Source organism: Mycetocola sp. Y719, assembly GCF_056713205.1.
The window spans coordinates 1,179,229-1,203,921 of sequence record NZ_JBWYGY010000001.1; the positions used below are offsets into that span (position 1 = coordinate 1,179,229).

Annotated in this window: 22 protein-coding genes and 1 tRNA gene; 6 read left to right on the plus strand and 17 right to left on the minus strand. The window is 65.6% G+C overall.

Going from position 1 to position 24,693, the window contains the following annotated elements:
- Positions 1-231 precede the first annotated feature (231 nt).
- The 4 genes from AC1M0F_RS05525 to AC1M0F_RS05540 all read left to right on the plus strand — a co-directional run bounded on the left by AC1M0F_RS05525 (position 232) and on the right by AC1M0F_RS05540 (position 4,888).
- Entirely contained in the window at positions 232-1,968 is a 1,737-nt protein-coding gene (locus tag AC1M0F_RS05525; RefSeq protein ID WP_480237185.1) for a glycoside hydrolase family 3 protein, read from the plus strand.
- A 174-nt stretch (positions 1,969-2,142) separates the two neighbouring features.
- Positions 2,143-3,600 carry an NADP-dependent phosphogluconate dehydrogenase gene (gene gndA, locus AC1M0F_RS05530; protein ID WP_480237186.1) on the plus strand — a complete coding sequence of 486 codons (1,458 nt, stop codon included), beginning with the start codon at positions 2,143-2,145 and terminating at the stop codon, positions 3,598-3,600.
- 120 nt (positions 3,601-3,720) lie between these two features.
- Positions 3,721-4,548: a CPBP family glutamic-type intramembrane protease gene (locus AC1M0F_RS05535; protein ID WP_480237187.1), complete on the plus strand. Its 828-nt coding sequence runs from the start codon at positions 3,721-3,723 to the stop codon at positions 4,546-4,548.
- Positions 4,549-4,645: 97 nt separating this feature from the next.
- Positions 4,646-4,888, plus strand: a complete 243-nt coding sequence (locus AC1M0F_RS05540) for a hypothetical protein (RefSeq protein WP_480237188.1) — start codon at positions 4,646-4,648, stop codon at positions 4,886-4,888.
- Positions 4,889-5,098: 210 nt separating this feature from the next.
- Here the strand turns inward: AC1M0F_RS05540 and AC1M0F_RS05545 are convergent, their stop codons facing one another.
- The 3 genes from AC1M0F_RS05545 to AC1M0F_RS05555 all read right to left on the minus strand — a co-directional run bounded on the left by AC1M0F_RS05545 (position 5,099) and on the right by AC1M0F_RS05555 (position 7,707).
- The gene (locus AC1M0F_RS05545) at positions 5,099-6,076 is read right to left on the minus strand and encodes a ribose-phosphate diphosphokinase (RefSeq protein WP_480237189.1); all 978 of its coding nucleotides are present in this window, start codon (positions 6,074-6,076) and stop codon (positions 5,099-5,101) included.
- Positions 6,077-6,113: 37 nt separating this feature from the next.
- On the minus strand, positions 6,114-7,556 hold the full coding sequence (glmU, locus tag AC1M0F_RS05550; protein WP_480237190.1) for a bifunctional UDP-N-acetylglucosamine diphosphorylase/glucosamine-1-phosphate N-acetyltransferase GlmU: 1,443 nt from the start codon (positions 7,554-7,556) through the stop codon (positions 6,114-6,116).
- 79 nt (positions 7,557-7,635) lie between these two features.
- A tRNA-Gln gene (locus AC1M0F_RS05555) sits at positions 7,636-7,707 on the minus strand.
- Between the two features lie 78 nt (positions 7,708-7,785).
- Here AC1M0F_RS05555 and AC1M0F_RS05560 point away from each other — a divergent pair.
- Positions 7,786-8,286: a MarR family winged helix-turn-helix transcriptional regulator gene (locus AC1M0F_RS05560; RefSeq protein WP_480237191.1), complete on the plus strand. Its 501-nt coding sequence runs from the start codon at positions 7,786-7,788 to the stop codon at positions 8,284-8,286.
- Positions 8,287-8,292: 6 nt separating this feature from the next.
- Here the strand turns inward: AC1M0F_RS05560 and AC1M0F_RS05565 are convergent, their stop codons facing one another.
- The 8 genes from AC1M0F_RS05565 to AC1M0F_RS05600 form a co-directional block, all read right to left on the minus strand.
- The gene (locus tag AC1M0F_RS05565; protein WP_480237192.1) at positions 8,293-8,952 is read right to left on the minus strand and encodes a methionine ABC transporter permease; all 660 of its coding nucleotides are present in this window, start codon (positions 8,950-8,952) and stop codon (positions 8,293-8,295) included.
- Position 8,953: 1 nt separating this feature from the next.
- Complete coding sequence (locus AC1M0F_RS05570; RefSeq protein ID WP_480237193.1) at positions 8,954-9,982, minus strand: methionine ABC transporter ATP-binding protein; 1,029 nt, start codon at positions 9,980-9,982, stop codon at positions 8,954-8,956.
- 84 nt (positions 9,983-10,066) lie between these two features.
- Complete coding sequence (locus AC1M0F_RS05575) at positions 10,067-10,978, minus strand: MetQ/NlpA family ABC transporter substrate-binding protein (RefSeq protein WP_480237194.1); 912 nt, start codon at positions 10,976-10,978, stop codon at positions 10,067-10,069.
- A 323-nt stretch (positions 10,979-11,301) separates the two neighbouring features.
- Positions 11,302-12,831, minus strand: coding sequence for an arabinosylfuranosidase ArfA (gene arfA / locus AC1M0F_RS05580; protein WP_480237195.1), 1,530 nt, complete (start codon positions 12,829-12,831; stop codon positions 11,302-11,304).
- 24 nt (positions 12,832-12,855) lie between these two features.
- The gene (locus tag AC1M0F_RS05585) at positions 12,856-13,752 is read right to left on the minus strand and encodes a carbohydrate ABC transporter permease (protein WP_480237196.1); all 897 of its coding nucleotides are present in this window, start codon (positions 13,750-13,752) and stop codon (positions 12,856-12,858) included.
- Positions 13,749-14,693: a carbohydrate ABC transporter permease gene (locus tag AC1M0F_RS05590; RefSeq protein ID WP_480237197.1), complete on the minus strand. Its 945-nt coding sequence runs from the start codon at positions 14,691-14,693 to the stop codon at positions 13,749-13,751. The genes AC1M0F_RS05585 and AC1M0F_RS05590 overlap by 4 nt, the downstream gene beginning before the upstream one ends.
- A gap of 14 nt (positions 14,694-14,707) precedes the next feature.
- On the minus strand, positions 14,708-16,027 hold the full coding sequence (locus AC1M0F_RS05595) for an extracellular solute-binding protein (RefSeq protein ID WP_480237198.1): 1,320 nt from the start codon (positions 16,025-16,027) through the stop codon (positions 14,708-14,710).
- A 129-nt stretch (positions 16,028-16,156) separates the two neighbouring features.
- Positions 16,157-17,251 carry a fatty acid desaturase family protein gene (locus AC1M0F_RS05600; RefSeq protein WP_480237199.1) on the minus strand — a complete coding sequence of 365 codons (1,095 nt, stop codon included), beginning with the start codon at positions 17,249-17,251 and terminating at the stop codon, positions 16,157-16,159.
- Positions 17,252-17,563: 312 nt separating this feature from the next.
- Between AC1M0F_RS05600 and AC1M0F_RS05605 the strand changes: the two genes are divergently transcribed.
- Positions 17,564-17,767: a cold-shock protein gene (locus AC1M0F_RS05605; protein WP_090712708.1), complete on the plus strand. Its 204-nt coding sequence runs from the start codon at positions 17,564-17,566 to the stop codon at positions 17,765-17,767.
- 145 nt (positions 17,768-17,912) lie between these two features.
- Here AC1M0F_RS05605 and AC1M0F_RS05610 read toward each other — a convergent pair whose 3' ends face one another.
- The 6 genes from AC1M0F_RS05610 to metG are packed head-to-tail and all read right to left on the minus strand — an operon-like array spanning position 17,913 to position 24,651.
- Positions 17,913-19,724 carry an ABC-F family ATP-binding cassette domain-containing protein gene (locus AC1M0F_RS05610; protein WP_480237200.1) on the minus strand — a complete coding sequence of 604 codons (1,812 nt, stop codon included), beginning with the start codon at positions 19,722-19,724 and terminating at the stop codon, positions 17,913-17,915.
- 39 nt (positions 19,725-19,763) lie between these two features.
- Positions 19,764-20,699, minus strand: a complete 936-nt coding sequence (locus AC1M0F_RS05615) for a 4-(cytidine 5'-diphospho)-2-C-methyl-D-erythritol kinase (RefSeq protein WP_480237201.1) — start codon at positions 20,697-20,699, stop codon at positions 19,764-19,766.
- Between the two features lie 9 nt (positions 20,700-20,708).
- Positions 20,709-21,245, minus strand: a complete 537-nt coding sequence (locus AC1M0F_RS05620; protein ID WP_480237202.1) for a hypothetical protein — start codon at positions 21,243-21,245, stop codon at positions 20,709-20,711.
- Complete coding sequence (gene rsmA / locus AC1M0F_RS05625; RefSeq protein ID WP_480237203.1) at positions 21,245-22,084, minus strand: 16S rRNA (adenine(1518)-N(6)/adenine(1519)-N(6))-dimethyltransferase RsmA; 840 nt, start codon at positions 22,082-22,084, stop codon at positions 21,245-21,247. The genes AC1M0F_RS05620 and rsmA overlap by 1 nt, the downstream gene beginning before the upstream one ends.
- Complete coding sequence (locus AC1M0F_RS05630; protein ID WP_480237204.1) at positions 22,081-23,016, minus strand: TatD family hydrolase; 936 nt, start codon at positions 23,014-23,016, stop codon at positions 22,081-22,083. Before AC1M0F_RS05630 ends, rsmA begins: the two co-directional genes overlap by 4 nt.
- 54 nt (positions 23,017-23,070) lie before the next feature.
- On the minus strand, positions 23,071-24,651 hold the full coding sequence (gene metG, locus AC1M0F_RS05635) for a methionine--tRNA ligase (RefSeq protein ID WP_480237205.1): 1,581 nt from the start codon (positions 24,649-24,651) through the stop codon (positions 23,071-23,073).
- Positions 24,652-24,693: the final 42 nt, after the last annotated feature.

Genomic DNA, 24,693 nt, shown 5'->3' on the forward strand with positions numbered 1-24,693 from the left:
TGTGTTCACGTCACTGGGAACCTCGCCGGAGCAACTCCGCAAGGCAATGCGCCCACTCTAGGCCGGAGTACGAGTTTGTGCAACCGATTGCCAAACCTCGCAGGAGCGGCCGGGTCGAGAATGTCCTGCGGTTTGGCAATCGGTTGACAAATTGCGGGGCGATGGTGTCTCATGGATGCTGCGGCGTGTGTTCTTCCCGCCGATCCGTCCCCTGAAAACAAGGATGTCCTCATGGTCGATCTTCGCGCGAAACCGTTCAATCTCGACGACGAAGCGGTCGCGTGGGTCGAGCGGACCGCCGAATCTCTCACCCTCGAGGAGAAGATCGGCCAACTCTTCATCAACCTCAACGTCTCGTTCGACGAGGGTTACCTGGACAACGTCGTGAACAACCTCCACGTCGGCGGGATCCGCTACATGGGCGCCGACTCTGCAGCGGTCCAGAAGCACATCCGCTACGCGCAGTCGAAGGCGAAGGTGCCCCTTCTCGTCGCCTCGAACCCGGAGATGGGCGGAGCCGGCAGCGCAGACGACGGCACCCTCGTCTCGACGCACCTCCAGGCCGGGTCACACCCGGACAAGTCGATCGCCCGCCGGATGGGCCGCGTCGCCGGCCGGGAGACGGCAGCGATGGGGTGCAACTGGGCGTTCGCCCCGATCGTCGACATCCATTACAACTGGCGGAACACCGTCATCAGCACGCGCTCGTTCGGCAACACCCCTGACGTCGTCATCGAACGGGCCAAGGAGTACTTCGACGGCATCAGCGAATCGAAGACCGTCTGCGCGATGAAACACTTCCCCGGTGACGGAATGGACGAGCGTGACCAGCACGTCGTCACGAGTTACAACACGCTCGGTTACGACGACTGGACCGCCACATACGGCCGGGTCTACCGCGAGCTCATCGACCACGGCGTGCAGTCGATCATGATCGGGCACATCGGAGCGCCTGAACTGTCCAAGCACTTCCGCCCTGCGATGACGGATGCGGATGTCCTGCCGGCGACTCTCGCCCCCGAGCTCCTCAACGACCTGCTGCGCGACGAGCTCGGCTTCAACGGGCTGATCCTCACCGACGCGTCGATGATGATCGGTATGACCCAGGCGAAGAAGCGCAAGGACCTCGTCCCGGCCGCGATCGCCGCCGGGTGCGACATGTTCCTCTTCTTCCGGAACGCCGACGAGGACTTCCGGTACATGCTCGACGGCTACCGAAACGGCATCATCACCGAGGAGCGACTGCATGACGCCGTCCTCCGGATCCTGGCGCTCAAGGCATCCCTCGGCCTGCACACCGCTCCGCGCGACGAACTCGTCCCGTCGCCTGAGGCACTCTCGGTCATCGGCAACGCCGAGCATCACGCCATCGCCGCCGAGATCGCCGACAAGACGGTCACGCTCGTGAAGGACACCCAGGGCAACCTGCCCCTCACGCCGGCGACTCACAAGCGAATCCGCCTGTATGGCATCAGCGGCCAGGCCGACTTCACAGGTACAGACCCGAACGGCTATCTCGAGATCGCTCGCGACGAACTCGAGAACGCCGGCTTCGAGGTCCACGTGTTCAAGAACGCGAAGCAGCGGGCCGCAGAGGGTGAGGAGAACGTCTACTTCCACACCGTGATGGCTGACGAAGCGAACGAGCAGTACGCCGAGAAGTACGACGCGGCGATCGTGTTCGCCAACGTGACCGGCTTCGCGCAGGAAGCCAGCGTCCGCATCATCTGGTCGACGCCGATGGCGGCGGAGATCCCCTGGTACGTCACCGAAATACCGACCGTCTTCGTCTCGCTCGCACAGCCGAACCACCTCATCGACGTGCCCATGGTGAAGACCATGATCCACGCGCACGCGCCGAGCCGTGAAGCGATCTCCGCTGCCGTCGACAAGATCCAGGGCCTGTCCGAGTTCACCGGGACGTTCAACGAGAACGTCTGGTGTGACACGTTCGGGACCCGCCTGTAACCGACGGCCTCACATCATCGGCGTCGTCACGTGAGAAATCGGACACACCCGGTTTGCTAGCGTGTACACAGAGCCGCCGTGATCCGGCCGCCCCATGTTTTCTTCGTCTTCCTTCGGTGCGCCGTCGCGTGGACTGTCCGAACTTCTGACCGCTGAACACAAGAGGAGACCTCCATGGCGGATACATCACAGGCCCAGGCCAACATCGGCGTCGTCGGGCTGGCGGTGATGGGCTCGAACCTGGCCCGGAACCTGGCCAGTCGCGAGGGCAACACGGTCGCGGTCTACAACCGCTCGTGGGCCAAGACGGACACCCTTCTCACCGAGCACCCCGAGGCTGGATTCGTGGCCTCGGAGAAAATCGAGGACTTCGTCGCGTCGTTGCAGAAGCCGCGCACGGCGATCATCATGGTGCAGGCGGGCAAGGGCACCGACGCGGTCATCGACCAGCTGACCGAACTCTTCGAACCGGGCGACATCATCGTCGACGGCGGCAACGCGCTGTTCACCGACACCATCCGTCGCGAGAAAGCCGTCCGTGAAACCGGCATCAACTTCGTCGGCGCAGGCATCTCCGGCGGCGAGGAAGGCGCGCTCAAGGGCCCGTCGATCATGCCGGGTGGCTCCGCCGAGGCCTATGAGACCCTCGGCCCGATCCTCTCGTCGATCGCCGCGGTCGCCGAAGGCGAGCCGTGTGTCACGCACATCGGCACCGACGGCGCGGGCCACTTCGTCAAGATGATCCACAACGGCATCGAATACGCCGACATGCAGCTCATCGCAGAGGCCTACGACCTGATCCGCCGCGGAACGGGCAAGTCCCCCGCAGAGATCGCCGACGTGTTCGCCGAATGGAACAAGGGCGAGCTCGAGAGCTACCTCATCGAGATCACCGCGGAGGTCCTCCGTCAGGCCGACGCGAAGACCGGGCAGCCGCTCGTCGACGTCATCGTCGACCAGGCCGGTTCGAAGGGCACAGGCGTCTGGACCGTGCAGACCGCCCTCAACCTCGGCACCCCGGTGTCAGGCATCGCCGAAGCAGTGTTCGCCCGCGGCCTGTCGTCTCACCCGGAGCAGCGCGAAGCGGCATCCGGCCTGCCGGGCCCGAGCGACACCTGGACCGTGGACGACAAGGACGCCTTCATCGAAGACGTTCGCCTCGCGCTGTACGCATCGAAGATCGTCGCGTACTCGCAGGGCTTCGACGCCATCGCCGCCGGCGCTGACGAGTACGACTGGAACATCGACCTCGGCGCCGTGTCGAAGATCTGGCGGGGTGGCTGCATCATCCGTGCGCAGTTCCTCAACCGGATCGCCGACTCTTACGAGGCCGTGCCCGACCTGAAGCTCCTCCTCTCTGCGCCGTATTTCGCTGACGCCATGGCTGGTGCCCAGGATGCCTGGCGTCGCGTGGTCGTCGCATCGGCGCAGTCCGGCATCCCGGCCCCTGCCTTCTCATCGTCGCTCTCCTACTACGACGGCCTGCGTGCCGAGCGTCTGCCCGCTGCCCTCGTGCAGGGCCAGCGCGACTTCTTCGGCGCGCACACCTACAAGCGGGTCGACGCGGAAGGAACGTTCCACACGCTGTGGTCCGGGGACCGCTCCGAGATCCAGGCCACGGACAGCCACTAGACACCCACCGGCCGACGGGTCCCCACCGCTTCCGCGGTGGGGGCCCGTTCCGGTTGCGGGCGAGGCCGGAAACCGTTCGGCCCGGTACGCTCGAGGTAACGCCGCACACCGGAAGGCCCCATGACCTCGAACCTGTCGACGACCACCCCCGAGACCCGCCGCGTGGTCAGCTGGAACCTCCTGCCCGGGCTTCTGCTCGCCGCGTCCGGCTTCCTGCTCTTCGGAGTCCACTGGCGCCCTGGCGGTTACGTCGTCCTCCTCGCTGCGCTGATCGCCGCCGTCATCGTCAATCGCGCTTTCGCGAAGGACCTGCTGCTCATCGCCGCCGGCCTGGTGATCATCAGCCTCGTCCAGATCAACACGGACATCTCCTGGGACCACATGATCATCATGGGGATCGCCCTCGCTGCCGCTGTACTCGTCCCGTACCTGACGTCACGTTTCCTGTACCGCGACCACGCGATCCGGTTCCCGGTGGCGACAGGGCAACGCTGGACGAAGGTCGAATGGTGGTACCTCATCGCCGTTGTCGTGCTGGGCTGGATCCTGCTGCCGATCTACATGATCCCGACCGGTGTCTACGAGAACTGGCCGGCGGCATCCTCCCCTGACGAGATCGCGCGCCTCTTCCTCGGCACCAACGCGCTCGGTATCTGGGACGAACTGTTCTTCATCTGCACGTGCTTCACCCTGCTCCGCAGGCACTTCCCCGACTGGCAGGCGAACCTCATCCAGGCCGTGCTGTTCACCTCGTTCCTCTGGGAACTCGGCTTCCACGCCTGGGGCCCTCTGATCATCTTCCCGTTCGCACTCGTTCAGGGCTGGATTTTCAAGCAGACCAAGTCGCTCAGCTACATCGTCAGCGTGCACCTGCTGTTCGACTTCGTGCTGTTCCTCGTGCTGCTGCACGCCCACAACCCCGAGTGGCTGACGATCTTCCCCTACTGAGAGTCCCCGGCTGGGAATCGCCCGGGTGGCTCGCCTGCCCGTTGGCGGCGCGCCCGCTGCGGAGGACAATGGGGACCCCAACCACGAGGAGATCATCATGACCGACGACCACACCCTGGATACGCCCGTCGAGGACCAGCACCCGCAACCGCTCGACGACAAGGTGGCCGGCATCCTCATCCAGGAGGAAGCCGACCTCGCCGGGCACGATCAGGCCGAGATTCTCGAGGCACTCCGCCAGCGATTCTCGGACGCAGGCATCGCCATCTCCGAGGACGAAATTCTCGAGCAGAGCACCCGGATCGCCGCAGCAGACGCCGGGTCGTTCTCGAGCGAGTGAGGCAGGTCGGCTGAGATCACGGGTTCGAAAACTGTCAACCCCCTGTGCGGGGGCCCATTCCGAACTACCCTCAGAAGTAGAAGATTCTCCCCCGAGTTACCCCGCTTAGGCGCTAGTGAGAGCACCCGGACGACGGGATATTCCGGAGAATCCTCGAGGGCGGGATAGTCGGGATATTCCGCCCTCTTCCTTGGCCTGTTGGGTGTCGGCTTATGCCGCGCCGTCGAACATGCTCGTCACGGAGCCGTCCTCGAAGACCTCACGGATGGCGCGCCCGAGCAGCGGGGCGATCGGCAGCACCGTGAGCCGTTCGAACCGCTTCTCCTCCGGGATCGGCAGCGTGTCGGTGACGACGACGGAGTCGATGAAGTCGCTCTGCAGGATCTCGGTGGCCGGGTCGCTGAACACCGCGTGAGTGGCGGCGACGACGACGCCGATGGCCCCTGCGGCTTTGAGTGCCTCCGCGGCGCGAACGATGGTACGGCCGGTGTCGATGAGGTCGTCGACAAGGAGGCAGACACGCCCCTCGACCTGACCGACGATCTCGTGCACGGAGACCTGGTTCGGGACCAGCGGGTCGCGGCGCTTGTGGATGATCGCGAGGGGAACGCCGAGCTTGTCGCTCCAGATGTCTGCGACCCTGACCCGGCCCATGTCAGGGGAGACGATAGTGAGGGTGCTCGGATCGAGCTTCTCGCGGAAGTGGCCCAGGAGAACGGGCATCGCGAACAGGTGGTCGACGGGGCCGTCGAAGAAGCCCTGGATCTGGGCGGCGTGAAGGTCGACAGACATGATGCGGTCGGCGCCCGCCACCTTGAAGAGGTCGGCCACGAGACGGGCGGAGATGGGCTCACGTCCGCGGCCCTTCTTGTCCTGGCGGGCATAAGGGTAGAACGGCGCGACGACGGTGATGCGCTTCGCTGAGGCCCGCTTGAGCGCGTCAACCATGATCAGCTGTTCCATCAGCCACTCGTTGATCGGTGCCGTGTGGGACTGGATGACGAAAGCGTCGCTCCCCCGCACGCTCTCATCGAAGCGGGCGTAGAGTTCGCCGTTCGCGAAGGTCCTGGCATCCGTCGGCACGAGTTCCGAACCGAGCTCTGCAGCGATGTCGACGGCCAGTTGCGGATGCGCACGGCCTGACACGAGAACGAGTCGTTTCACTCCACTGCTTTTGATGCCCGACACGACCCCTGCTTCCTGCCGACACCGTCGGCGTTACTGCCTAGTTTTCTTCGAGAGAAGTTTGCTGTGCTGCCTCAGCCGCCTGGGCTGCTGCCGTGCCTGGCCGGTGCGAAACCGTCCACCCGTCCATGTTGCGCTGTGGGGCGACGCTGATGGCCAGCGCTCCGGCCGGGACGTCCTTGCGGACGACTGTTCCTGCGCCGGTGTAAGCCCCGTCGCCAATTCTAACCGGAGCGACGAAGACACCGTGCGACCCGGTGCGCACGTGGGAGCCCACGACCGAGGAGTGCTTCTTCACACCGTCGTAGTTGGCGAAGATGCTGCCTGCGCCGATGTTGGAGCCCTCGCCGATCTCGGCGTCGCCGACGTAGGAGAGGTGCGGCACCTTGCTGCCGGTGCCGATCCGGGCATTTTTGGTCTCGACGAATGCCCCGATCTTTCCGTCGGAACCAAGGATCGTTCCCGGTCGCAGGTAGGAGAACGGGCCGACGGATGCCCCGGCACCGATCACAGCGAGGGTCGCGTCCGTGCGCTTCACTTCGGCGCCTTCACCGACCTCGCAGTCGACGAGGGTGGTGTCTGGCCCGATGACGGCGCCGGTCTCGATCGCGGTGGCGCCGAGGATCTGTGTACCCGGCTTGAGGGTGACGTCTGGGGCGAGGGTCGCTTTGAGGTCGATCCACGTCGACGCCGGGTCCTGGACCGTGACACCGGCCATCTGCCATCCCCGCACGATCAGTGCGTTGAGCCGCAAGGCCTGTGCGCTGAGTTGTGCCCGGTCGTTGACCCCTTCAACCAGCCACGGTTCCGCGACAGGGATGGCATCCACGCCGCCGCCGGCCGAGCGGAGCAGCCCGACGACGTCCGTGAGGTACTTCTCCCCCTGCGCGTTGTCCGTGGTGAGGTTCGCCAGCTGTGCCCGCAGGGTGCCGAGCGTGAAGAGGTATACCCCGGCGTTGATCTCGTGGACGGCGAGCTCGGCGTCCGATGCGTCCTTCTGCTCGACGATGTAGTCGAGGCCGCCGGAGTCGCCGCGGATGATTCGACCGTATCCGGTCGCGTCGTCGAGGATCGCGGAGAGCAGGGTCGCAGCCGTCCCCGCGTCGCGGTGGCGGGCGACGAGGGAGGCGAGAGTCTCCGCGTCGAGGAGCGGAACGTCTCCGTTGACGACGAGGACGTCGCCGTCGAAGTCGGCCGGGAGCGCGGCGACGGCCTGCTCGACGGCACGACCGGTGCCGGGCACCTCGTCCTGGTCGACGATGATGCTGTCAGGCAGCTCGGCGGTGATGACCTCGACGAGGCGATCACGCTCGTGCCGAACGACCGCGACCACGTGCGCGGCGTCGAGCGCCCGTGCCGTGGCGAGGACGTGACCGACGAGCGGCACACCCGCGATCGGGTGCAGCAGTTTGGGGGTCGAGGACTTCATCCGTGTCCCCTGGCCTGCGGCCAGGATGACGATGGCGAGCTTGGTGTCTGGCACAGGTTCTCCCCGAGAGTGCGATGGGCGCGAAGCCCGGATGGTGGTCTGTCGTGCCGGTCCGGTTGGCCGGGATTCTCCGCTCCGCCTCCAGGACTCGAACCTGGACCGAACAACTCCAAAGGTTGCCGTGCTGCCATTACACTAAGGCGGACCGCACTCGCGTGCAGGAACCAAGTCTGCCAGATACTTGCCGGACCGCCCGCCGCCGTCTCGCCGTCATAATGGGAACATGCCCGAAGACACCGACGAAGTCGACCGCATCGTCGACGCGTGGCAGACCGAACGCCCCGACCTCAACTTCGCCCCGTTGCAGGTGCTGTCCCGAGTCGGCCGGCTGACCAGGCACCTCGACAGGGCGCGCAAGACCGCGTTCACCAGGTCGAAGCTCGAGTCGTGGGAATTCGACGTGCTCAGCGCCCTCCGCCGGGCAGGGAGACCGTACACCCTGAGCCCTAAGCAGCTGCTGCAGCAGACGCTCGTCTCGAGCGGAACCATGACCAACCGGATCGACCGGCTCGTCGATTCGGGCCTGGTCGAACGCAAGGCGGACCCAGGGGACGGCCGCGGCATCCTCGTCGTGATGACCGCAACCGGTCTCACACGCGTCGACGCGGCCATCACCCGGCTTGTCGATGCCGAGTCCGAGCTGCTGTCCGCCCTGTCGACCGCAGACCAGCACAAGCTGGCCGCGCTCCTGCGGAAGCTCAGCCTGGGGTTCGACCAGAACTGACGGACGTCAGCGCCTCATGATCTTGCGCGCGAGCTTGTTGCCCACGAACTGGATCACCTGCACGAACACGATGACGACGAGCACGGCCGCCCAGGTGACGACCGGGTTGAACTGACGGTAGCCGTACTGGATCGCGAAGTTACCGATCCCGCCGCCGCCGATGTAGCCGCCGACCGCCGACATGTCCACGAGAACGATCAGCACGAAGGTGTAACCGAGGATCAGCGGTCCGAGAGCCTCAGGCAGAAGGACAGTGCGGATGATCCGGAACGGTCCTGCACCCGCTGCGCGAGCCGCTTCGATCACGCCGGGCGAGACGGTGAGCAGGTTCTGCTCGACGATGCGGCTGATGCCGAACGCCGCACCGATCGAGATGGCGAAGATGAGTGCGCCGTTGCCGATGCCCGTTCCCAGGACGGCGCGCGCAAGCGGCTGGATGGCAGCGATGAAGATGATGAACGGAATCGGGCGGAAGATGTTCACGAGCACGTTGATCACGGTGAAGGCGAACCGGTTCTCGAGGATCGAGCCCGCCCGTGTCGTGTACAGGCCGAGGCCGATGAACAGTCCCGCGATCCCGCCGAACAGCAGGCTGGCCGCGACGATGTACAGCGTCTCCCACGCCGCTTCACCGAGCAGGGGCAGAAGGTCGATGAGTTTGTCCACCTCAGCTCACCTCCGTCACTTCTGAGTGGGTGGCTATTCGGGTCAGCGCCGCATCGATCGCGGCATCCTCACCGGTCAGGGCGAGCGTCAGGTGGCCGAACGCCCGGCCGCGGATGTCGTTGATCCCGCCGTAGACGAGTTCGAAACGGATGCCAGCGGCCGCGAGGTCGAGGAAGACCTGCGCCTGGGAGTCGTTGCCGTCTCGGAACGAGAAGGTGACGATCCTGCCATCGTGGCGGGCTTTGAGCGTGGCGACCTCGACCGGGGACGGGATGCCCTGCACGACGGTCGACACGAACCGCGCGGATGCCGCGTTTTGCGGCTGGGAGAACACGTCGAAGACGTCGCCGCGCTCGACGATCCGACCGCCGTCCATGACCGCGACCTTCGTGGCGAGGCTGCGGATGACGTCCATCTCGTGGGTGATGAGGATGATGGTGACGCCGAGCTCACGGTTCACCCGGTCGAGCAGGCCGAGCACCTCGCTCGTCGTCTCCGGGTCGAGCGCGCTGGTTGCCTCGTCTGCGAGGAGTAGTGACGGGGAGGTGGCGAGAGCGCGGGCGATGCCCACGCGCTGCTTCTGCCCGCCGGAGAGCTGGTCGGGATAGTTCTTCGCCTTGTCGCTCAACCCGACGAAGGCGAGCATCTCGGCGACGCGGGCCGTGACCTCTGCAGCCGGGCGGCCGGCGACCTCGAGCGGGTACGCGACGTTCCTGGCCACTGTCTTCGAGTTGAAGAGGTTGAACTGCTGGAAGATCATCCCGATGTCACCGCGGACGGCGCGCATCGAGCGTTCGCGGAGCGACGTGATCTCGGTGCCGTTGACGATGATGCTGCCTGAGGTGGCTTTCTCGAGTCCGTTCACCAGGCGGACGAGCGTGGACTTACCGGCGCCGGAATAGCCGATGATCCCGTAGACGTCACCCCGCTCGACCTCGATGGTCACGCCGTCGATCGCGACGACGGGGGTGCCACCCTTCTCGGACGATGGGTACGACTTCACGACATCAGTCATGCTGACGATGCTCACGGGGTGTTCCTCTCGCTGACGCGAACAGGCGCCGAAGCGGATGCTCCGGCGCCTCTCACGCTTTCTCGTGCTTTGACGTGGGTCCTAGCCCTGCTTGGCGATGTTTTCCTGCTCGGTCTTGAGCGACGCGATCAGGTCCTCGACCGGGGTCTTCACGATGACAGCGGTTCCGCCGGAGTTCTCGATGACACCGTCGGTGACGGCCTGCGTGTCCTGGTAGATCTTGACGAGCTTCTTGTAGGTCTCGTTGTCAGCGTCCTCCGACCGCGCGGCGAAGATGTTGACGTACGGGAGCGCATTCGGGTCGGACGGGTCGTCCTGGGCGATGGCGTCGGTGGCTTCGAGGCCGGAGTCGACGATGAAGTCGTTGTTGATGATCGCCGCGGCGACGTCAGGAAGCGACGTGGCCGTGAGGGTCGGGTCGAGCTCGGTGACCTTCACACGGGACTTGGACTCATCGATCTCGGAGACGGTGGAGAAGGTGCTTCCGCCGCCCTTCAGCGTGATGAGGTCCGCCGACTGCAGGACGAGGAGCGCGCGAGCCAGGTTGCTGGGGTCGTTGGGGACGGCGACGGTGGCGTCGTCGGGGATGTCCTCGACGTTCTCGTACTGGGTCGAGTAGAGGCCGAGCGGGTAGATCGCCGTCGCGCCGATCGGCACGAGGTCCTGGCCGTTGGCCTCGTTGAACTGCGCGAGGTAGATGATGTGCTGGAACTGGTTGAGGTCGACTTCGCCCTCGGCCAACGCCGGGTTCGGCTGGTTGTAGTCGGAGAAGTCGACGAGCTCGACAGTGATTCCCTCGTCGGCCGCAGCCTCGACGTAGGTCTCCCAGTAGGGGTCGCTCGCGCCGACGACTCCGATTTTGACGGTCTCGTTTTCGCCCGATGCATCGTCGGAGGTGCCGCCGGCGTTCCCGGCGCACCCAGCGAGGAGCGCTGCGAGCGGCACGACGGCCAAAGAGGCCAGGATGCTCTTCCTGAGGGATGACTTCTTCACAGTGGTTCCTTTTGTTCAGCGTTCGTGACGCGTGGTGCGTGCCATCGGTGGGCGACGTGCGGGCACAGCGAACACCGGAGGTTCCCGGAGGAAAAGGGGAGCTGCGCCGCGTCGACGCTGGCACAGAGCAAAAATAGCTGGGAATTCTCCAGAAAGCGAAGCGAGTCGTCATGCTCCGTAACAGAATGTCCGGCTGAAACGTCCTCCGGCCTCAGAATCTTCGATTCCGCCGGATGCCGGGGAAACGACCGTCGGCGGGCGCGCGCTGTGGTCGCAGTCCGGCCGATTTCTGAGAGTACGCCGGGCCCGGCCGCCTACGGCCGTCAGACGGCGACGTCGACCTCGAGCACCGCCCACGACAGGGCGGGAAGGCTGAGCTTCACTCCCCCGTCGATCACGCTGACTCCGGACAACGGGCGCAGGCGGACCCGCTCCTCGTCAGGAGAGTTCGACGTGTGACGGTCGCCGTCCGGCGCTTCGAGGACCTCGGCCCTGACGACGTGCTCGGCCCGGAAGCCGTGGAGCACCAGGTCGACGTCGGCCGCATCGTCGAGACTCCGGTTGGCCAGGAACAGCGCCACCCTCGAGTTCTCCTCGTCCCAGGTCGCGCTGACGTCGACGACGTCCGCGCCGCCGAACTGGGCGGTGTCGATGCGGTCGGCTGCGACCCTCGCGGAGAGAATCCTGCCGCGAGCGAGCGCGGCCATCCTCGCGAACGGCCAGAAGATGGCCTGACGCCAGGCCGGCCCGTTCTCCTCCGAGCGGATCGGTGCGATCACGTTCACCAGCTGCGCCTGGTTGGCGATGTGCACCCGGTCCCCGTGCCGAAGAAGCGAGTTGAGGAAGGTGCCGACCACGACGGCATCCGTCATCGTGTATTCGTCCTCGATCAGCCGCGGGTGCTCCCGCCAGCCGGACTCCTTGACCCGATGCTCCTGGTCTTCGGTGTCCTTACCGCGCTGGTACCAGACGTTCCATTCGTCGAACGAGAGGTTGATGTGCTTCTTGTGCCTGCCTCGCGCGCGGACGGCGTCCGCGGTGGAGATCACCGACTCGATGAAGTGGTCCATGTCGAGTGCTGAGGCGAGGAAGCTCGCGGCGTCGCCGTCGTGTTCCTGGTAGTAGGCGTGCAGGGAGATGTAGTCGACCTCGTCGTACACGTGGCTGAGCACCGTGTGCTCCCACTCTCCGAAAGTCGGCATCCCTGAGTTGGAGCTGCCGACGGCCACGAGTTCGATGCTCGGGTCGACGTAGCGCATGGCTTTCGCGGCTTCCTTGGCGAGGCGGCCGTACTCCTCTGGGGTCTTGTGGCCGATCTGCCAGGGTCCGTCCAATTCGTTGCCCAGGCACCAGAGTTTGATGTCGAACGGCTCATCGGAGCCGTTGGCCTTGCGCAGGTCGGACAGGTACGTGCCACCCGGGTGGTTCGCGTACTCGACGAGCTCGCGCGCGGCATCCACTCCCCGTGTCCCGAGATTGATGGCCTGCATCACCTCGACGTCGGCGAGCCGGGACCAGTCCATGAACTCGTGCAGGCCGAACTCGTTGGTTTCGACGGTGTGCCAGGCGCCGTCCAGTCGCCGCGGCCGTTTCTCGACCGGACCGACGCCGTCTTCCCAGTTGTAGCCGGAGACGAAGTTCCCGCCCGGGTAACGCACGACGGTCGGGCCGAGTTCGCGCACGAGGTCGAGCACGTCTGTGCGGAACCCGGACGCGTCGGCCGAGGGGTGTCCAGGCTCGTAGATTCCGGTGTAGACGCACCGGCCCATGTGCTCGACGAAGGATCCGAACAACCGGCGGGGAACATCCCCCACCGTGAACTCGCGGTCGAGGGTGATTCGCGCCGTGCTCATGTGTGCCTTTCGTCGGTCACGCGCCTACTGCCCGCCGAAGCCGGTGGTGGCGATGCCCTTGATGATCTGTCGCTGGAAGAAGAGGAAGAGGATGATCAGCGGCGCTGCTGCCAGGAGAGCCATCGCCATGTTCTGCGCGTACTGCACGCCGTACGCGCTCTTGACCGTCTGCAGACCGACCGGGAGGGTCATCAGCGACGTGTCGTTGATGATGATGAACGGCCAGAGGAAGTTGTTCCACGCCGCGATGAAGACGAAGATCGCCACCGCGGACAGGATGGGACGCGAGAGCGGCAGCACGATGGTCCAGAAGATCCGGAGCCGGTGCGCCCCGTCGACGCGCGCGGCGTCCTCGAGCTCGATCGGGATCTGGTCGAAGAACTTCTTGAGAATGAACACCATGGCCGGGTGGACGACCTGAGGCAGGATGAGTCCCCAGTAGGTGTCGACCAGGTTGAAGGCGAGCATCTCGTAGAACAGCGGGATGATGAGCACCTGCGGCGGGATGATGATCGACGCGATGACGAGGAAGTACAGCCAGCCGCGGCCGGCGAAATCGAGTCGCGAGAACGCGTACGCGGCCAGGGCGGCCGTGCCGACCGTGATGACGGTGATCACCGCAGACGTCAGCAGACTGTTGATCGCCCAGATCGGGATGTTCCCCTCGCTGAGCACGTTGGCGTACGCCTCGAACGTGAAGCCGTTGGGAGCGGACCAGGTGACGGGCGTCGCCCCGGCATCCGCTTCGCTCTTCAGCGACGTGACGATGGCCCATGCGAACGGAAGCAGCCAGGCCGCGGCCATGAGGATGAGGATGGCGATCGCGACGATCCGGCCGACGCCGAAACGTTTCTCCCCCGGTTTGCGCGAGGTCGTCGTGCGGGCCCGGACCTCGACGGTGGTCGTGTCGACGGCGGTCATGACCGTGCCCCCCTGCTGCGCGAGATGCGTATCTGGATGATCGAGATGATGATGATGATCGCGAAGAAGATGAACGAGATCGCCGCGGAGTAGCCGAAGCGGTATCCGGTGAATCCTGTCTCAAAGATGTACACGACGGCTGAGCGGGTCGCGCCGCCAGGACCGCCAGAGGTCATCTGGTAGATCTGGTCGAACACCTTGAGCGAGGCGAGAACCTGCAGGATGAGGATCAGCCCGGTCGTCGGGGCGAGCTGCGGGAGGGTGATCGAGAAGAGCTGGCGCCATTTGCCCGCTCCATCGATCGATGCCGCCTCGTACTGCTGCTCGGGGATGTTCTGCAGGGCGGCCAGGTAGAGCAGGAAGTTGAAGCCCACCGTCCACCACACGGTCGCGACGACGATTCCGTGCATGGCCCACGCCGGATCCTGGAGCCAGGCGATCGGCTCGACACCGAACGGTTTGAGCATCTCGTTGATGAGCCCGAGCTGAGGGTTGAGCATCCAGACCCAGAACAGCGACACCACGGTCGACGCCAGGAGGAACGGCATGAAGAACGAGAGCCGCCAGAGCCACTGGCCGGGAAGACCGAGGTCGACGAGCAGCGCCATGATGAGCGCGATGAGCACGAGGGGGATCGTCGACAGGACGGTGAACCAGAGCGTGTTGCCCATCGAACGCCACATGTCCGGATCGCCCAGAGCTTCCGCGTAATTCGCGAAGCCGACGAAATCCGTGTTGGCGCCGGTCAGTGTCGTTCCGGTGAAGCTGAGGTAGAGGCCGTAGAGAATCGGCCAGATGAGAAAGAGAGCGAAGAAGATGCCGAACGGCGCGAAGAACGCCCAGCCTGTGAGGTTTGCCGCCCTCCGCCTCGAGCTCTTTGTATCCGCCGCTGCCGGGCCCGCCTGGCCCTGTGCGCGGCTGCTGACTGCTGATGTCGTCATTGCAGGCTCCTTACTCAGGCGACCGGGTTTGGTTTGGCGAGGAGCTTGTTCAGGCGGTCTTCGAAGCCCTGGATGCCCTCAGCGGAGTCGCCGCCTCGATAGACGCCCTGGACGTACTCGGCGAAGTAGGTCTGGAAGTCCGAGCCGGAGCCCGTGAACCATGCCGGCGGGTCGTAGTTGAGCACCTCGGCAGCTGACGCGTAGTGAGCCTGCGGAACGAGGTCGGCGTAACCGTCGGATTCGATGATCGGGAGAAATGCCGGGATGTGGCCGGCACCGGCCCAGTCGAACGATCCCTTCAGGACGCTGGAGACGAAGCGGTAAACCTCGCGGCGCTGTGCCTCGTCCGGTGTCGACTGGTGCGGGAGCACGAATGCGTGCGAATCGGCGTATGCGGCAGGGGTGCCGAAGAGGTTCGGGATGGGCTGGGCGTCGAACGGGATGCCGGCCTTGACGGCTGTCGGCAGTTCCCAGACACCGGTGAAGAACATGCCGCTCTCGCCGTTGACGAACTCGGCGACGGCGGTCGCGTAGTCGCCGTTGGTGGCGGCGATGGTGCCGTCCAGCAGCTGCTTGATGAAGTCGAGGGCCGTCACGGCTGCGTCGTGATCGATCTGTGCGGGTTCGCCGGGATTCAGCGACATGTCCGCGCCGAGCTGCTTGTAGAACGTGTAGAACAGCCGCCACATCTGCGCACCGTCACCGAGGTAGCCATACGAGAGCCCGTGTTTTCCCGTCACTTCCTGCATCGCCGCTGCGACCTCGAGGAACTGCTCAGGCGACGTGATCTCGACCAGTTGTCCGTCCTCGCCGAGGACCCCGGCCCGTTCCGCGACGTCCGTGTTGTACATCAGGATGAACGGATGCGCGTCGAGCGCGATCGAGAACAGGTCGCCGTCGATGATCCCCTTCTCCCAGATCCGTTCGGGGAAGTCCTGCTCCGTGACACCGAATTCTTCGAGCAGGTCCAGGTCCCAGGGGTCGAGGAGGCCCCCAGGTGCATAGCCCGGCAGCCGTGACGCGTGCATGATGGCCACGTCAGGGGCCCGCCCGCCGACGGATGCCATGGCGAGCTTCGTGTAGTACGGCGTGCCCCAGGCAAGCACCGTCTGCGTGGCGTTGAACTCGGGATTGTCGGCGTTGGCCTGGTCGACCAGGCCGGCCATGACGATCCCGTCACCGCCGGAAAGCAGGTGCCAGAACTTCAGCGGACGTGCTTCGTCGCCGCCGACGACGGAGCAGCCGGCGAGCCCTGGCCCGATCATCGCCCCGCCGAGAACGGCGGCTCCGCCGATCAGCAGTGTTCGCCTGGACAGGTGGGTCAGGTCGGTCATTGTGCACTCCCTCGTGGACCCGGCCAACTTTACAGCGTTGTAAGAATGGCGCAAGCTTTTTTCCCGCGGGAATGCAAAATCCCCCGCCGGCCCTGGTCGGGGCTCAGCGGGGGATCTCGGCGACAGGACCTAGGGTCGGCGGAACTGGTTGACCATTGGGCAGTCGAACGGATCGCGAGCGGAGAGCCCGACCCGGTTGAGGTAGTCGACGACGATCGCGTACGAGCGGACCAGGGTCGTCTCCGTGTATGGGACGCCGATGGTCTTGCAGTGCTCGATCACGATCTCGCGAGCGTGCTTGAGGTGCGGGCGGGGCATGCTCGGGAAGAGGTGGTGCTCGATCTGGTAGTTGAGCCCGCCCATGAAGTAGCTCATGCCGCGGCCGCGGATGTTGCGGCTGGTCAGGACCTGCTTGGAGAGGAAGTCGACCTTCGCGCCTTCTGCGATGAGCGGCATCCCCTTGTGGTTCGGTGCGAAGGACGCACCCATGTAGACGCCGAAGACGGCCATCTGGACACCGAGGAAGGCGAACGCCATTCCGATGGGGAGGAAGGTGAAGAGAACGGCGAGGTACAGTCCGAGCCGCAGGGCGATGAGGGTGAGCTCGAGCCAGCGCTTGTCGACCTTCTCGGTCGTGAACAGCGTCAGGATGGAGCGGAAGTGCAGGTTGATGCCTTCAAGGGTGAGCAGCGGGAAGAACAGGTAGCCCTGCTTCCTGGTGATGAACGCGAGAACGCCCTTCGCCTTCGCAGCGTCTTCCTCGATGAACGAGATCGTGTCGATCTCGATGTCGGGGTCCTTGCCGACCGTGTTCGGGTTGGCGTGGTGCCTCGTGTGCTTGGTCATCCACCAGGCGTAGCTGATGCCGACAACGCCATCGGCAAGGATCCGCCCGAGGCGGTCGTTTGCCGGGCCGGACTCGAACACCTGGCGGTGCGAGGCCTCGTGGGCGACGAAGGCGACCTGGGTGAGGATGAGGCCGAGGCCCGCTGCGATGAGCAGCTGGAACCAGGAGTCGCCGAGCAGGATGAACCCGGTAGCGAGTCCGCCGAGCGCAAGGGCAAGGGCAGAGAGGACGAGCATGTAGAACCCGGTGCGGCGCTGCAGGAGGCCGGCCTCCCGGATGGTCTTCAGAAGCGATGCGAAGGTCGTGGTTGGATTTTCCAGCCCATCGATGCGTGCGGTGGTCTTGCGTACAGGGCCAAGGGTCGCAGTAAGCGTCATGGCACCTCCCAAAGTGGTAGGTCCGGCTTCCCAGCCGTGATGTAAACGGGATGTTCCAGACACTACGCGAGTGCATATGCCCGGAACTGATTACAGTACGGCTCTGGGCATATAATCAGCGAAATTTGGCTTGCGGTTGTGCTTTGCCGGAGCGTGGGTTAGTGTGGGCAACGCAGTAGTAGTGTTACGCAGTGATTGATTTACGGCGGTTCCTTCATCTGAAGAACCGCCGTTTCTTGTAGGAGCGGACAGGTACGCCGCATTTGGGATGCCGACAGTCGGCATCCACGCAAGACTCCTAAGGAGATCATCATGGCAACAGGAACCGTCAAGTGGTTTAACGCAGAAAAAGGCTTCGGATTCATCGCTCCCGATGACGGAAGCGCCGACGTGTTCGCGCACTTCTCGGCCATCGCTTCCAGCGGCTTCCGCTCGCTCGAAGAGAACCAGAAGGTTGAATTCGAAACCGCAACGGGCCCCAAGGGCCTGCAGGCTGAGAACATCCGCCCGCTGTAACCAAAACTATTACTCCGTCAGCCTCGGCTGACCTTGTGATTCTTTGAACGCCGGCCTTCACGGGAAACCGTGGAGGCCGGCGTTTTTTGTGCGGTAGGCGACGACGGGGCAACCGGCCGGAACGCCGGCCGGCCGCTCCGGGTGGCTACTCGAGAAGTTCGGAGAGTTCCAGCCAGCGTGTCTCGAGCTCGACCAGGTCGGATTCGTACCCTCGCAGCTTTTCGCTGAGGTCGCCGAGGCCGACGTAGTCACCCTGGTCGTGGGTGGCGAGGAGCTCGTGGGTGTCGACGATCTTCTGCCTGACCTTCTGGATCTTCCTGTCGGTCGAGGCGATCTCCTTCTGCGCGTTCCGCAGCTCGGCTCCCCCGAGCTTCGGGGTCGATGCCTGGACGGAACCGTCGGCGGCGAGCGGGGCGATCAGCGCTGCAGCGCCCTGGCCGGCACGGAGCGCGAGGTATTCATCCACGCCTCCAGGGAGGTGGCGCAGGTGCCCGTCGAGCACCGCGTACTGCTGGTCGGTGACCCGTTCTACGAGGTACCTGTCATGCGAGACGACGAGAAGAGTGCCGGGCCACGAGTCGAGGAGGTCCTCGATCGCGGCGAGCATGTCGGTGTCGAGGTCGTTTGTGGGCTCGTCGAGGATGAGGACGTTCGGCTCGTCGAGGAGGATGAGCAGGAGCTGCAGCCTGCGGCGCTGCCCTCCTGACAGGTCCTTCACCGGTGTGGAGAGCTGGGCGCTCGAGAAGCCGAGCCGCTCGAGCATCTGCCCGGGGGTCATCTCCTTGTCACCGGTCACGTACGAGGTCTTCTGCATGCCGACGACCGTCGACACCCGCTCGTTCTCGAACTCGGTGAGCTCGTCGAGCTGCTGGGTGAGGCTGGCGATGCGAACGGTCTTGCCACGCTTGACCCGGCCGGAGGTCGGTTCGACCGTTCCGGTGACGAGACCGAGCAGGGTGGACTTCCCTGCACCGTTGACGCCGAGGATGCCTGTCCGCTCCCCCGGCGCGATCCGCCACTCGATGTCCTTGAGGACCGTCCTCGTCCCTGTCGCCGATTCGGGATCCGGGTAGACCACCCCGGCGTCGAGCAGGTCGACGACGTCCTTGCCGAGCCTGGAGGTGGCCATCTGCGCGAGTGCGACCGTGTTGCGGGGCTCAGGTTCGTGTTCGATCAGTTCGTATGCGGCATCCATGCGGAACTTCGGCTTCGTCGTCCGCGCGGGCGCTCCGCGGCGCAGCCAGGCGAGTTCCTTACGCATGAGGTTCTGCCGCTTCGATTCGCTTGCCGCGGCCATCCTGTCGCGTTCGACGCGCTGGAGGATATATGCGGCGTAACCGCCTTCGAACGGTTCGATGATCCGGTCGTGGACCTCCCACGTGGCCGTGCAGACCTCGTCGAGGAACCACCGGTCGTGTGTCACGACGATGAGTCCGCCGCTGGAGGGCGACCAGCGCTTCTTGAGGTGGTTGGCCAGCCAGGCGATGCCCTCGACGTCGAGGTGGTTGGTGGGCTCGTCGAGGAAGATGACGTCCCAGTCGCCGACGAGGAGCGCGGCGAGGGCGACGCGGCGGCGCTGGCCGCCGGAGAGCGAGCCGATGGTGGCGTGCCACGGGATGTCCTGGATGAGCCCGGAGATGACGTCACGGATGAGGGAGCTTCCTGCCCACTCGTGTTCCTCGGCCGATCCGACGATGGCCTGGGAGACGATGAGATCGTCCGGCTGCTCGTCGCGCTGGTCGAGCATGCCGATGGTGACGCCGCGGCGTCGGGTGACGCGGCCGCCGTCCGGCTCGATCCGGCCGGCGAGGAGGGAGAGCAGGGTCGACTTTCCGTCGCCGTTGCGTCCGACGACGCCGATCCTGTCGCCCTCGTTCACCCCGGCAGTGACGTTATCGAAGATCACACGGGTCGGGTATTCAAGGTGGAGCTGTTCCGCTCCGAGAAGATGGGCCACCCTCCAAGACTAAGCGCCGGAGGCGGACGGTCCCACCACTCAGTCGTGCAGCAGCCGCGCCCCGTGGACGGGCCCTGTCACCCGGATGACGTGCAGCCGGGAGGCGCTGAGTCCGACCTGTAGTTCGAGTGCGGTGTCGGCGTCAGGGGCGAGGAACGCGACGGTGGGTCCTGATCCCGACACGATACCGGCCAGCGCACCCATCTGTTCCCCGAGTTCGAGGATGGTGCCGAGCCCGGGCGCGAGGTGGAGCGCCGCAGCCTGGAGGTCGTTGTGCAGTGCTTCGGCGAGTTGCCTGGCGTCTCCGGCGCGGAGGGCCTGGAGCACCTCGGTGTCGACGGTGGGCTGTGCCTGGGCGGGGAAGATGTCCTGTGCGTGGCGTTCCCGGTGGGCGTCGAGAGCGCGGTAGACGTCGGGAGTCGACATCCCGAACTCGGCGAGGGCCAGCACCCAGTGGAAGGTGCCCTTCGCCAGCGCCGGGCTGAGGCGGTCTCCCCTGCCCGTGCCGATCGCCGTGCCGCCGATGAGGGCGAACGGGACGTCAGCGCCGAGCCTCGCTCCCATCGCGATGAGATCCTCGCGCGAGGCATCCGTGCCCCACAGGGCGTCGCAGGCGAGGAGGCTGGCAGCGGCGTCCGCGGACCCGCCGCCCATTCCACCGGCGATCGGGACGTGCTTCTCGATCTCGAGCCGGACTCCTCCGCGGTAGCCGGCCTTGCGGGCGAGCATCCGGGCGGCCTTGATGGCGAGGTTGCTGCCGTCGACCGCGAGTGACGACGTGTCGATCGGACCGCTGAAGCTGACGGAGAAATCGGACGCCGGGAATGCACGGACCTCTTCGTAGAGCGAAACGGCCTGATAGGCGGTGGCGAGGTCGTGGTAGCCGTCGTCCATGAGTTCGCCGACCTTGAGGAAGACGTTGATCTTGCCTGGCGCCCGTGCGTGCGCGAACGTCTGGGCAAGCGGAGCGGTCATGGATCCAACCTAACGCAGCGCAGGGGGCAGGGCGTTTCGCAGGAGTTCCTTCGCCAGGGGCATGGCCTCCTCCGATGGGAGCCCGAGAAAGGTCAGAGCGACGGTGCTCTTGCCGCCTGAGCTCGGCGGGACGCTCGCGGTCACAGCCGTTCCGTCGTCGAGCTTCCACCTGGCGCTGTAGTACTTCCCTGACGCATTCACCGACGACGCCGGTCGGCCGAGGGCTGCAGAGACGGAGTCAACTGCGGCGCTGAGGGCCGCCTCCTGTTCATCGGTGACGCGACGGGATGCCGTGACCTCGAACGTGCCGTCGGCACGCTGCCCTGGACGGCGTCGCCCGGCGTGCTGTTCGAAATCCACGGTGATGTTCTGCGCCCACCACGGGTTCACACCGTTCTCGGCGACGAGCCAGGTGGCGATGGCGTTGTGGCTCCACGCGCCCGCCCCGACGTCCGCCAGCGTCTCCCGCCAGTGCTCGCGGCTCCGCCCTGTCGCCGCGAGCACGGAGGCGTCCCCCGTGTTCCCGCTCTGCGGCGAGACGACCATCAGAGCGACCCGACCTGCCTGGCAATCGCAAGAAAATCGTGGACGGTGAGTTCCTCACCGCGTGCCGTCGGCGCGACGCCCGCAGCGGTCATGGCATCCGTTGCCGCCGCAGACCCGCCGAGGAGCTGTCCGAGCGACTGTCGCAGCATCTTACGGCGCTGCTGGAATGCGGCGTCGACGATGCTGAACGTGGTGACGCGTTCCTCCTCGGTACCGATCGCGTCTTCGCGTCGTTCGAAGCCGACGAGAACCGAATCCACGTTCGGGACGGGCCAGAAGACCTGACGGCTCACGTTGCCTGCGGTCCGCCACGCGCCGTACCAGCTCGCCTTCACACTGGGGCTGCCGTAGATCTTCGACCCGGGCTCAGCGGCGAGCCGGTGTCCGACTTCGGCCTGGACCATGACGACGCCAGCCCTGATCGACGGGAAGTGCTCGAGGAGGTGCAGCAGGACAGGCACCGAGATGTTGTACGGAAGGTTCGCGACGAGCCTGGTCGGGTCTCCCGGCAGGTCCGTGATCCGCATGGCGTCGGCGCTCACGACCGTGAGCGGCGCGCCCGGCTGCAGCAGTTCGACCGTCTTCGGGAGCTGGTCGGCGAGGCGGTGGTCGATCTCGACCGCCACGACACTTGCCCCTGCAGCGAGCAGTCCAAGGGTGAGTGAACCGAGCCCTGGACCCACTTCGACGACATGTTCGCCCGCGGTGACCTTCGCCACCTTGACGATACGGCGGACGGTGTTCGCGTCGACGACGAAGTTCTGGCCGAGCTTCTTGGTCGGCTGGACGTCGAGGAGGTCGGCCAGGTCACGGATCTCTGCGGGGCCGAGCAGGCTCATGAGCCGTCCTTCTGTGAGGGGGTGTCGTAGGGGTCAGGGGGCGAGCTCACGGGGTCGTCGTCCCAGTGACCGTAGACGTATTCGGTGTTCGACGAGATCTGGGCGGCCAGCATCGACGGATCGGTGCCGAGGTGGGCCGCGATGGACCGCACCGTGTACGGAAGCAGATACGGGGCGTTCGGCCGGCCGCGGTGCGGCATCGGCGTGAGGTACGGGGCATCCGTCTCGATCAGCAGCAGGTTCCGAGGGGCTACGTCGAGGGCGTCCCGGAGGTTCTGCGCGTTCTTGAACGTCGCGGTACCGGCGAACGACATGAACCAGCCGTTGTCGGCGCACTCCCGGGCGAGCTCGGCGTCACCGGAGAAGCAGTGGAAGACGGTGCGCTGGGGCGCTCCGACACGGCGGAGGGTCTCGAGAACCTCTGCGTGCGCGTCGCGGTCGTGGATCTGCAGGGCGAGGTTGTGGTCCTTCGCCATCCGGATGTGGGCTTCGAACGAACGCTGCTGGGCGTGCCTGCCGTCCGGTCCTGTGCGGTAGAAGTCGAGACCGGTCTCGCCGATGGCGCGGACGCGGGGGCGGGCGGCGAGTTCGTCGATCGCGGCCAGGGCGTCGTCGAGGGTGCCATCGGCGTCGAGCCGCGGTGTCTCGTTCGGGTGAATGGCCACCGCGGCAAGCATCCGGGGTTCGATGGCGGCGGTCTCGGCGCTCCAGATGGAGCTGGGCACGTCCGTGCCGACCTGGACGATCCCGCGGACGCCGACACTCGACGCGCGGTCGAGGTGCTGCCGGTAGTCCAGGGCGCCGTCGGCGACCGGGCGACCGGATGCGACGTCGGGGTCGAGGTGCGTGTGGTTGTCGTACACCGGCACGAGAAGAGCCTCAGGCAGCGGGGGGTAGCTGAATTCCGTGCGCGTGGAAGCGGGATCAGTCATGGCTTCGACGGTACCCCACTTGGGCGGCGAATCGAGGCCGGGGATCCGGGCCGGTCAGTTGACGGTGCTCTCGATGCGCGGGAACAGTGCCTCGAGAGCCGAGACCGTCGTTCCTGCCGGGAGCTGGCCCCAGGTCCCCGCTTCGCGGAGCGGCTGGTCGTCGAGCGCGCCGAGGGCTTCGGCGGCGCCGAGCGACGTCCACAGCCGCGCGGTCGCGTCAGGCAGCACGGGTGAGAGCAGCACAGCGAGGGCACGAAGGCCGTCGACGGCCGTGTACAGCACGGTGCCGAGCCTGTCCCGGTTGGCCTCGTCCTTGGCGAGGGCCCACGGTTCCTGGTCGGTGATGTAGCCGTTGAGTTCGTCGACGATCGTCCAGATGGCCGCGAGCGCGTCGTGGACGGCCAGCTTGTCAACGGCGGCATCCGCGTTTGCAGCGGCGGCCGCGACGACAGCGCGGATGCCGAGGTCGGCTTCGGTCGGTTCGGCTTCGGACGGGACGACACCGTCGTAGTAGCGGCTCACCATCGCCACCACCCGGGAGGCCAGGTTCCCGAACCCGTTCGCGAGCTCGGCCTGGTACCTGGCGGACAGGTCCTCCCAGCTGAACGAGCCGTCCTGACCGAAGGCGATGGCGCGCATGAAGTAATACCGGAAGGCATCCGTCCCGAACGTGTCGGTGATCTCGGTCGGTGCGATGCCGGTGAGCTTCGATTTCGACATCTTCTCGCCGCCGACGAGCAGCCAGCCGTGGCCGAAGACCTGCTTCGGCACGTCGAGTCCTGCGGCCATCAGCATGGCGGGCCAGATGACGGCGTGGAAGCGGAGGATGTCCTTGCCGACGATGTGGGTGGCCGGCCATCTGCGGGCGAACTCTTCGTCGTCCTGGCCGTAGCCGACCGCTGTGACGTAGTTGAGGAGGGCGTCGAACCAGACGTAGACGACGTGTGAGTCGTCCCACGGCACCTTCACACCCCAGTCGAAGCTGGACCGGGAGATCGACAGGTCGCTGAGTCCCTGGCGGACGAACTGGATGACCTCGTTTCGCGCGGATTCGGGCTGGACGAAGTCCGGCCGCTCCTCGTAGAGGGCGAGCAGTCGGTCGGTGAAGTCGCTCATCCGGAAGAAGTAGTTCTTCTCCTTGAGCAGTTCGAGCGGCTTGGAGTGGATCGCACAGACCTTCTGGCCCTCGAACGGTCCTGTTCCGTCGACGATCTCGGACTGAGGCTTGAATTCCTCACAACCGACGCAGTACAGGGCCTCGTACTCGCCCGAGTAGATGAAGCCGGCGTCGTACAGCCGCTGGAGGAACAGCTGCACGTTGGTCTCGTGACGCTCATCTGTGGTGCGGATGAAGTCGTCGTTCCTGATGTTGATCGTCTTCAGCAACGGCTTCCACGCCTCGTTGACGAGCTTGTCGGCCCATTCCTTCGGAGTGGTGCCGTTGGCGGTCGCCGTGCGGAGGATCTTCTCGCCGTGCTCATCGGTGCCCGTGAGCGACCAGGTGTCGTCGCCGGCCTGGCGGTGCCAGCGTGCGAGGACGTCTGCGGCCACCTCTGTGTACGCGTGCCCGATGTGGGGCGCATCGTTCACATAGAAGATGGGCGTGGTGATGTAGAAGGATTTGCCGCTGGCCATGGGAACAATCCTATGGCCGGACCCCCCTGCGTTACGCCCGCC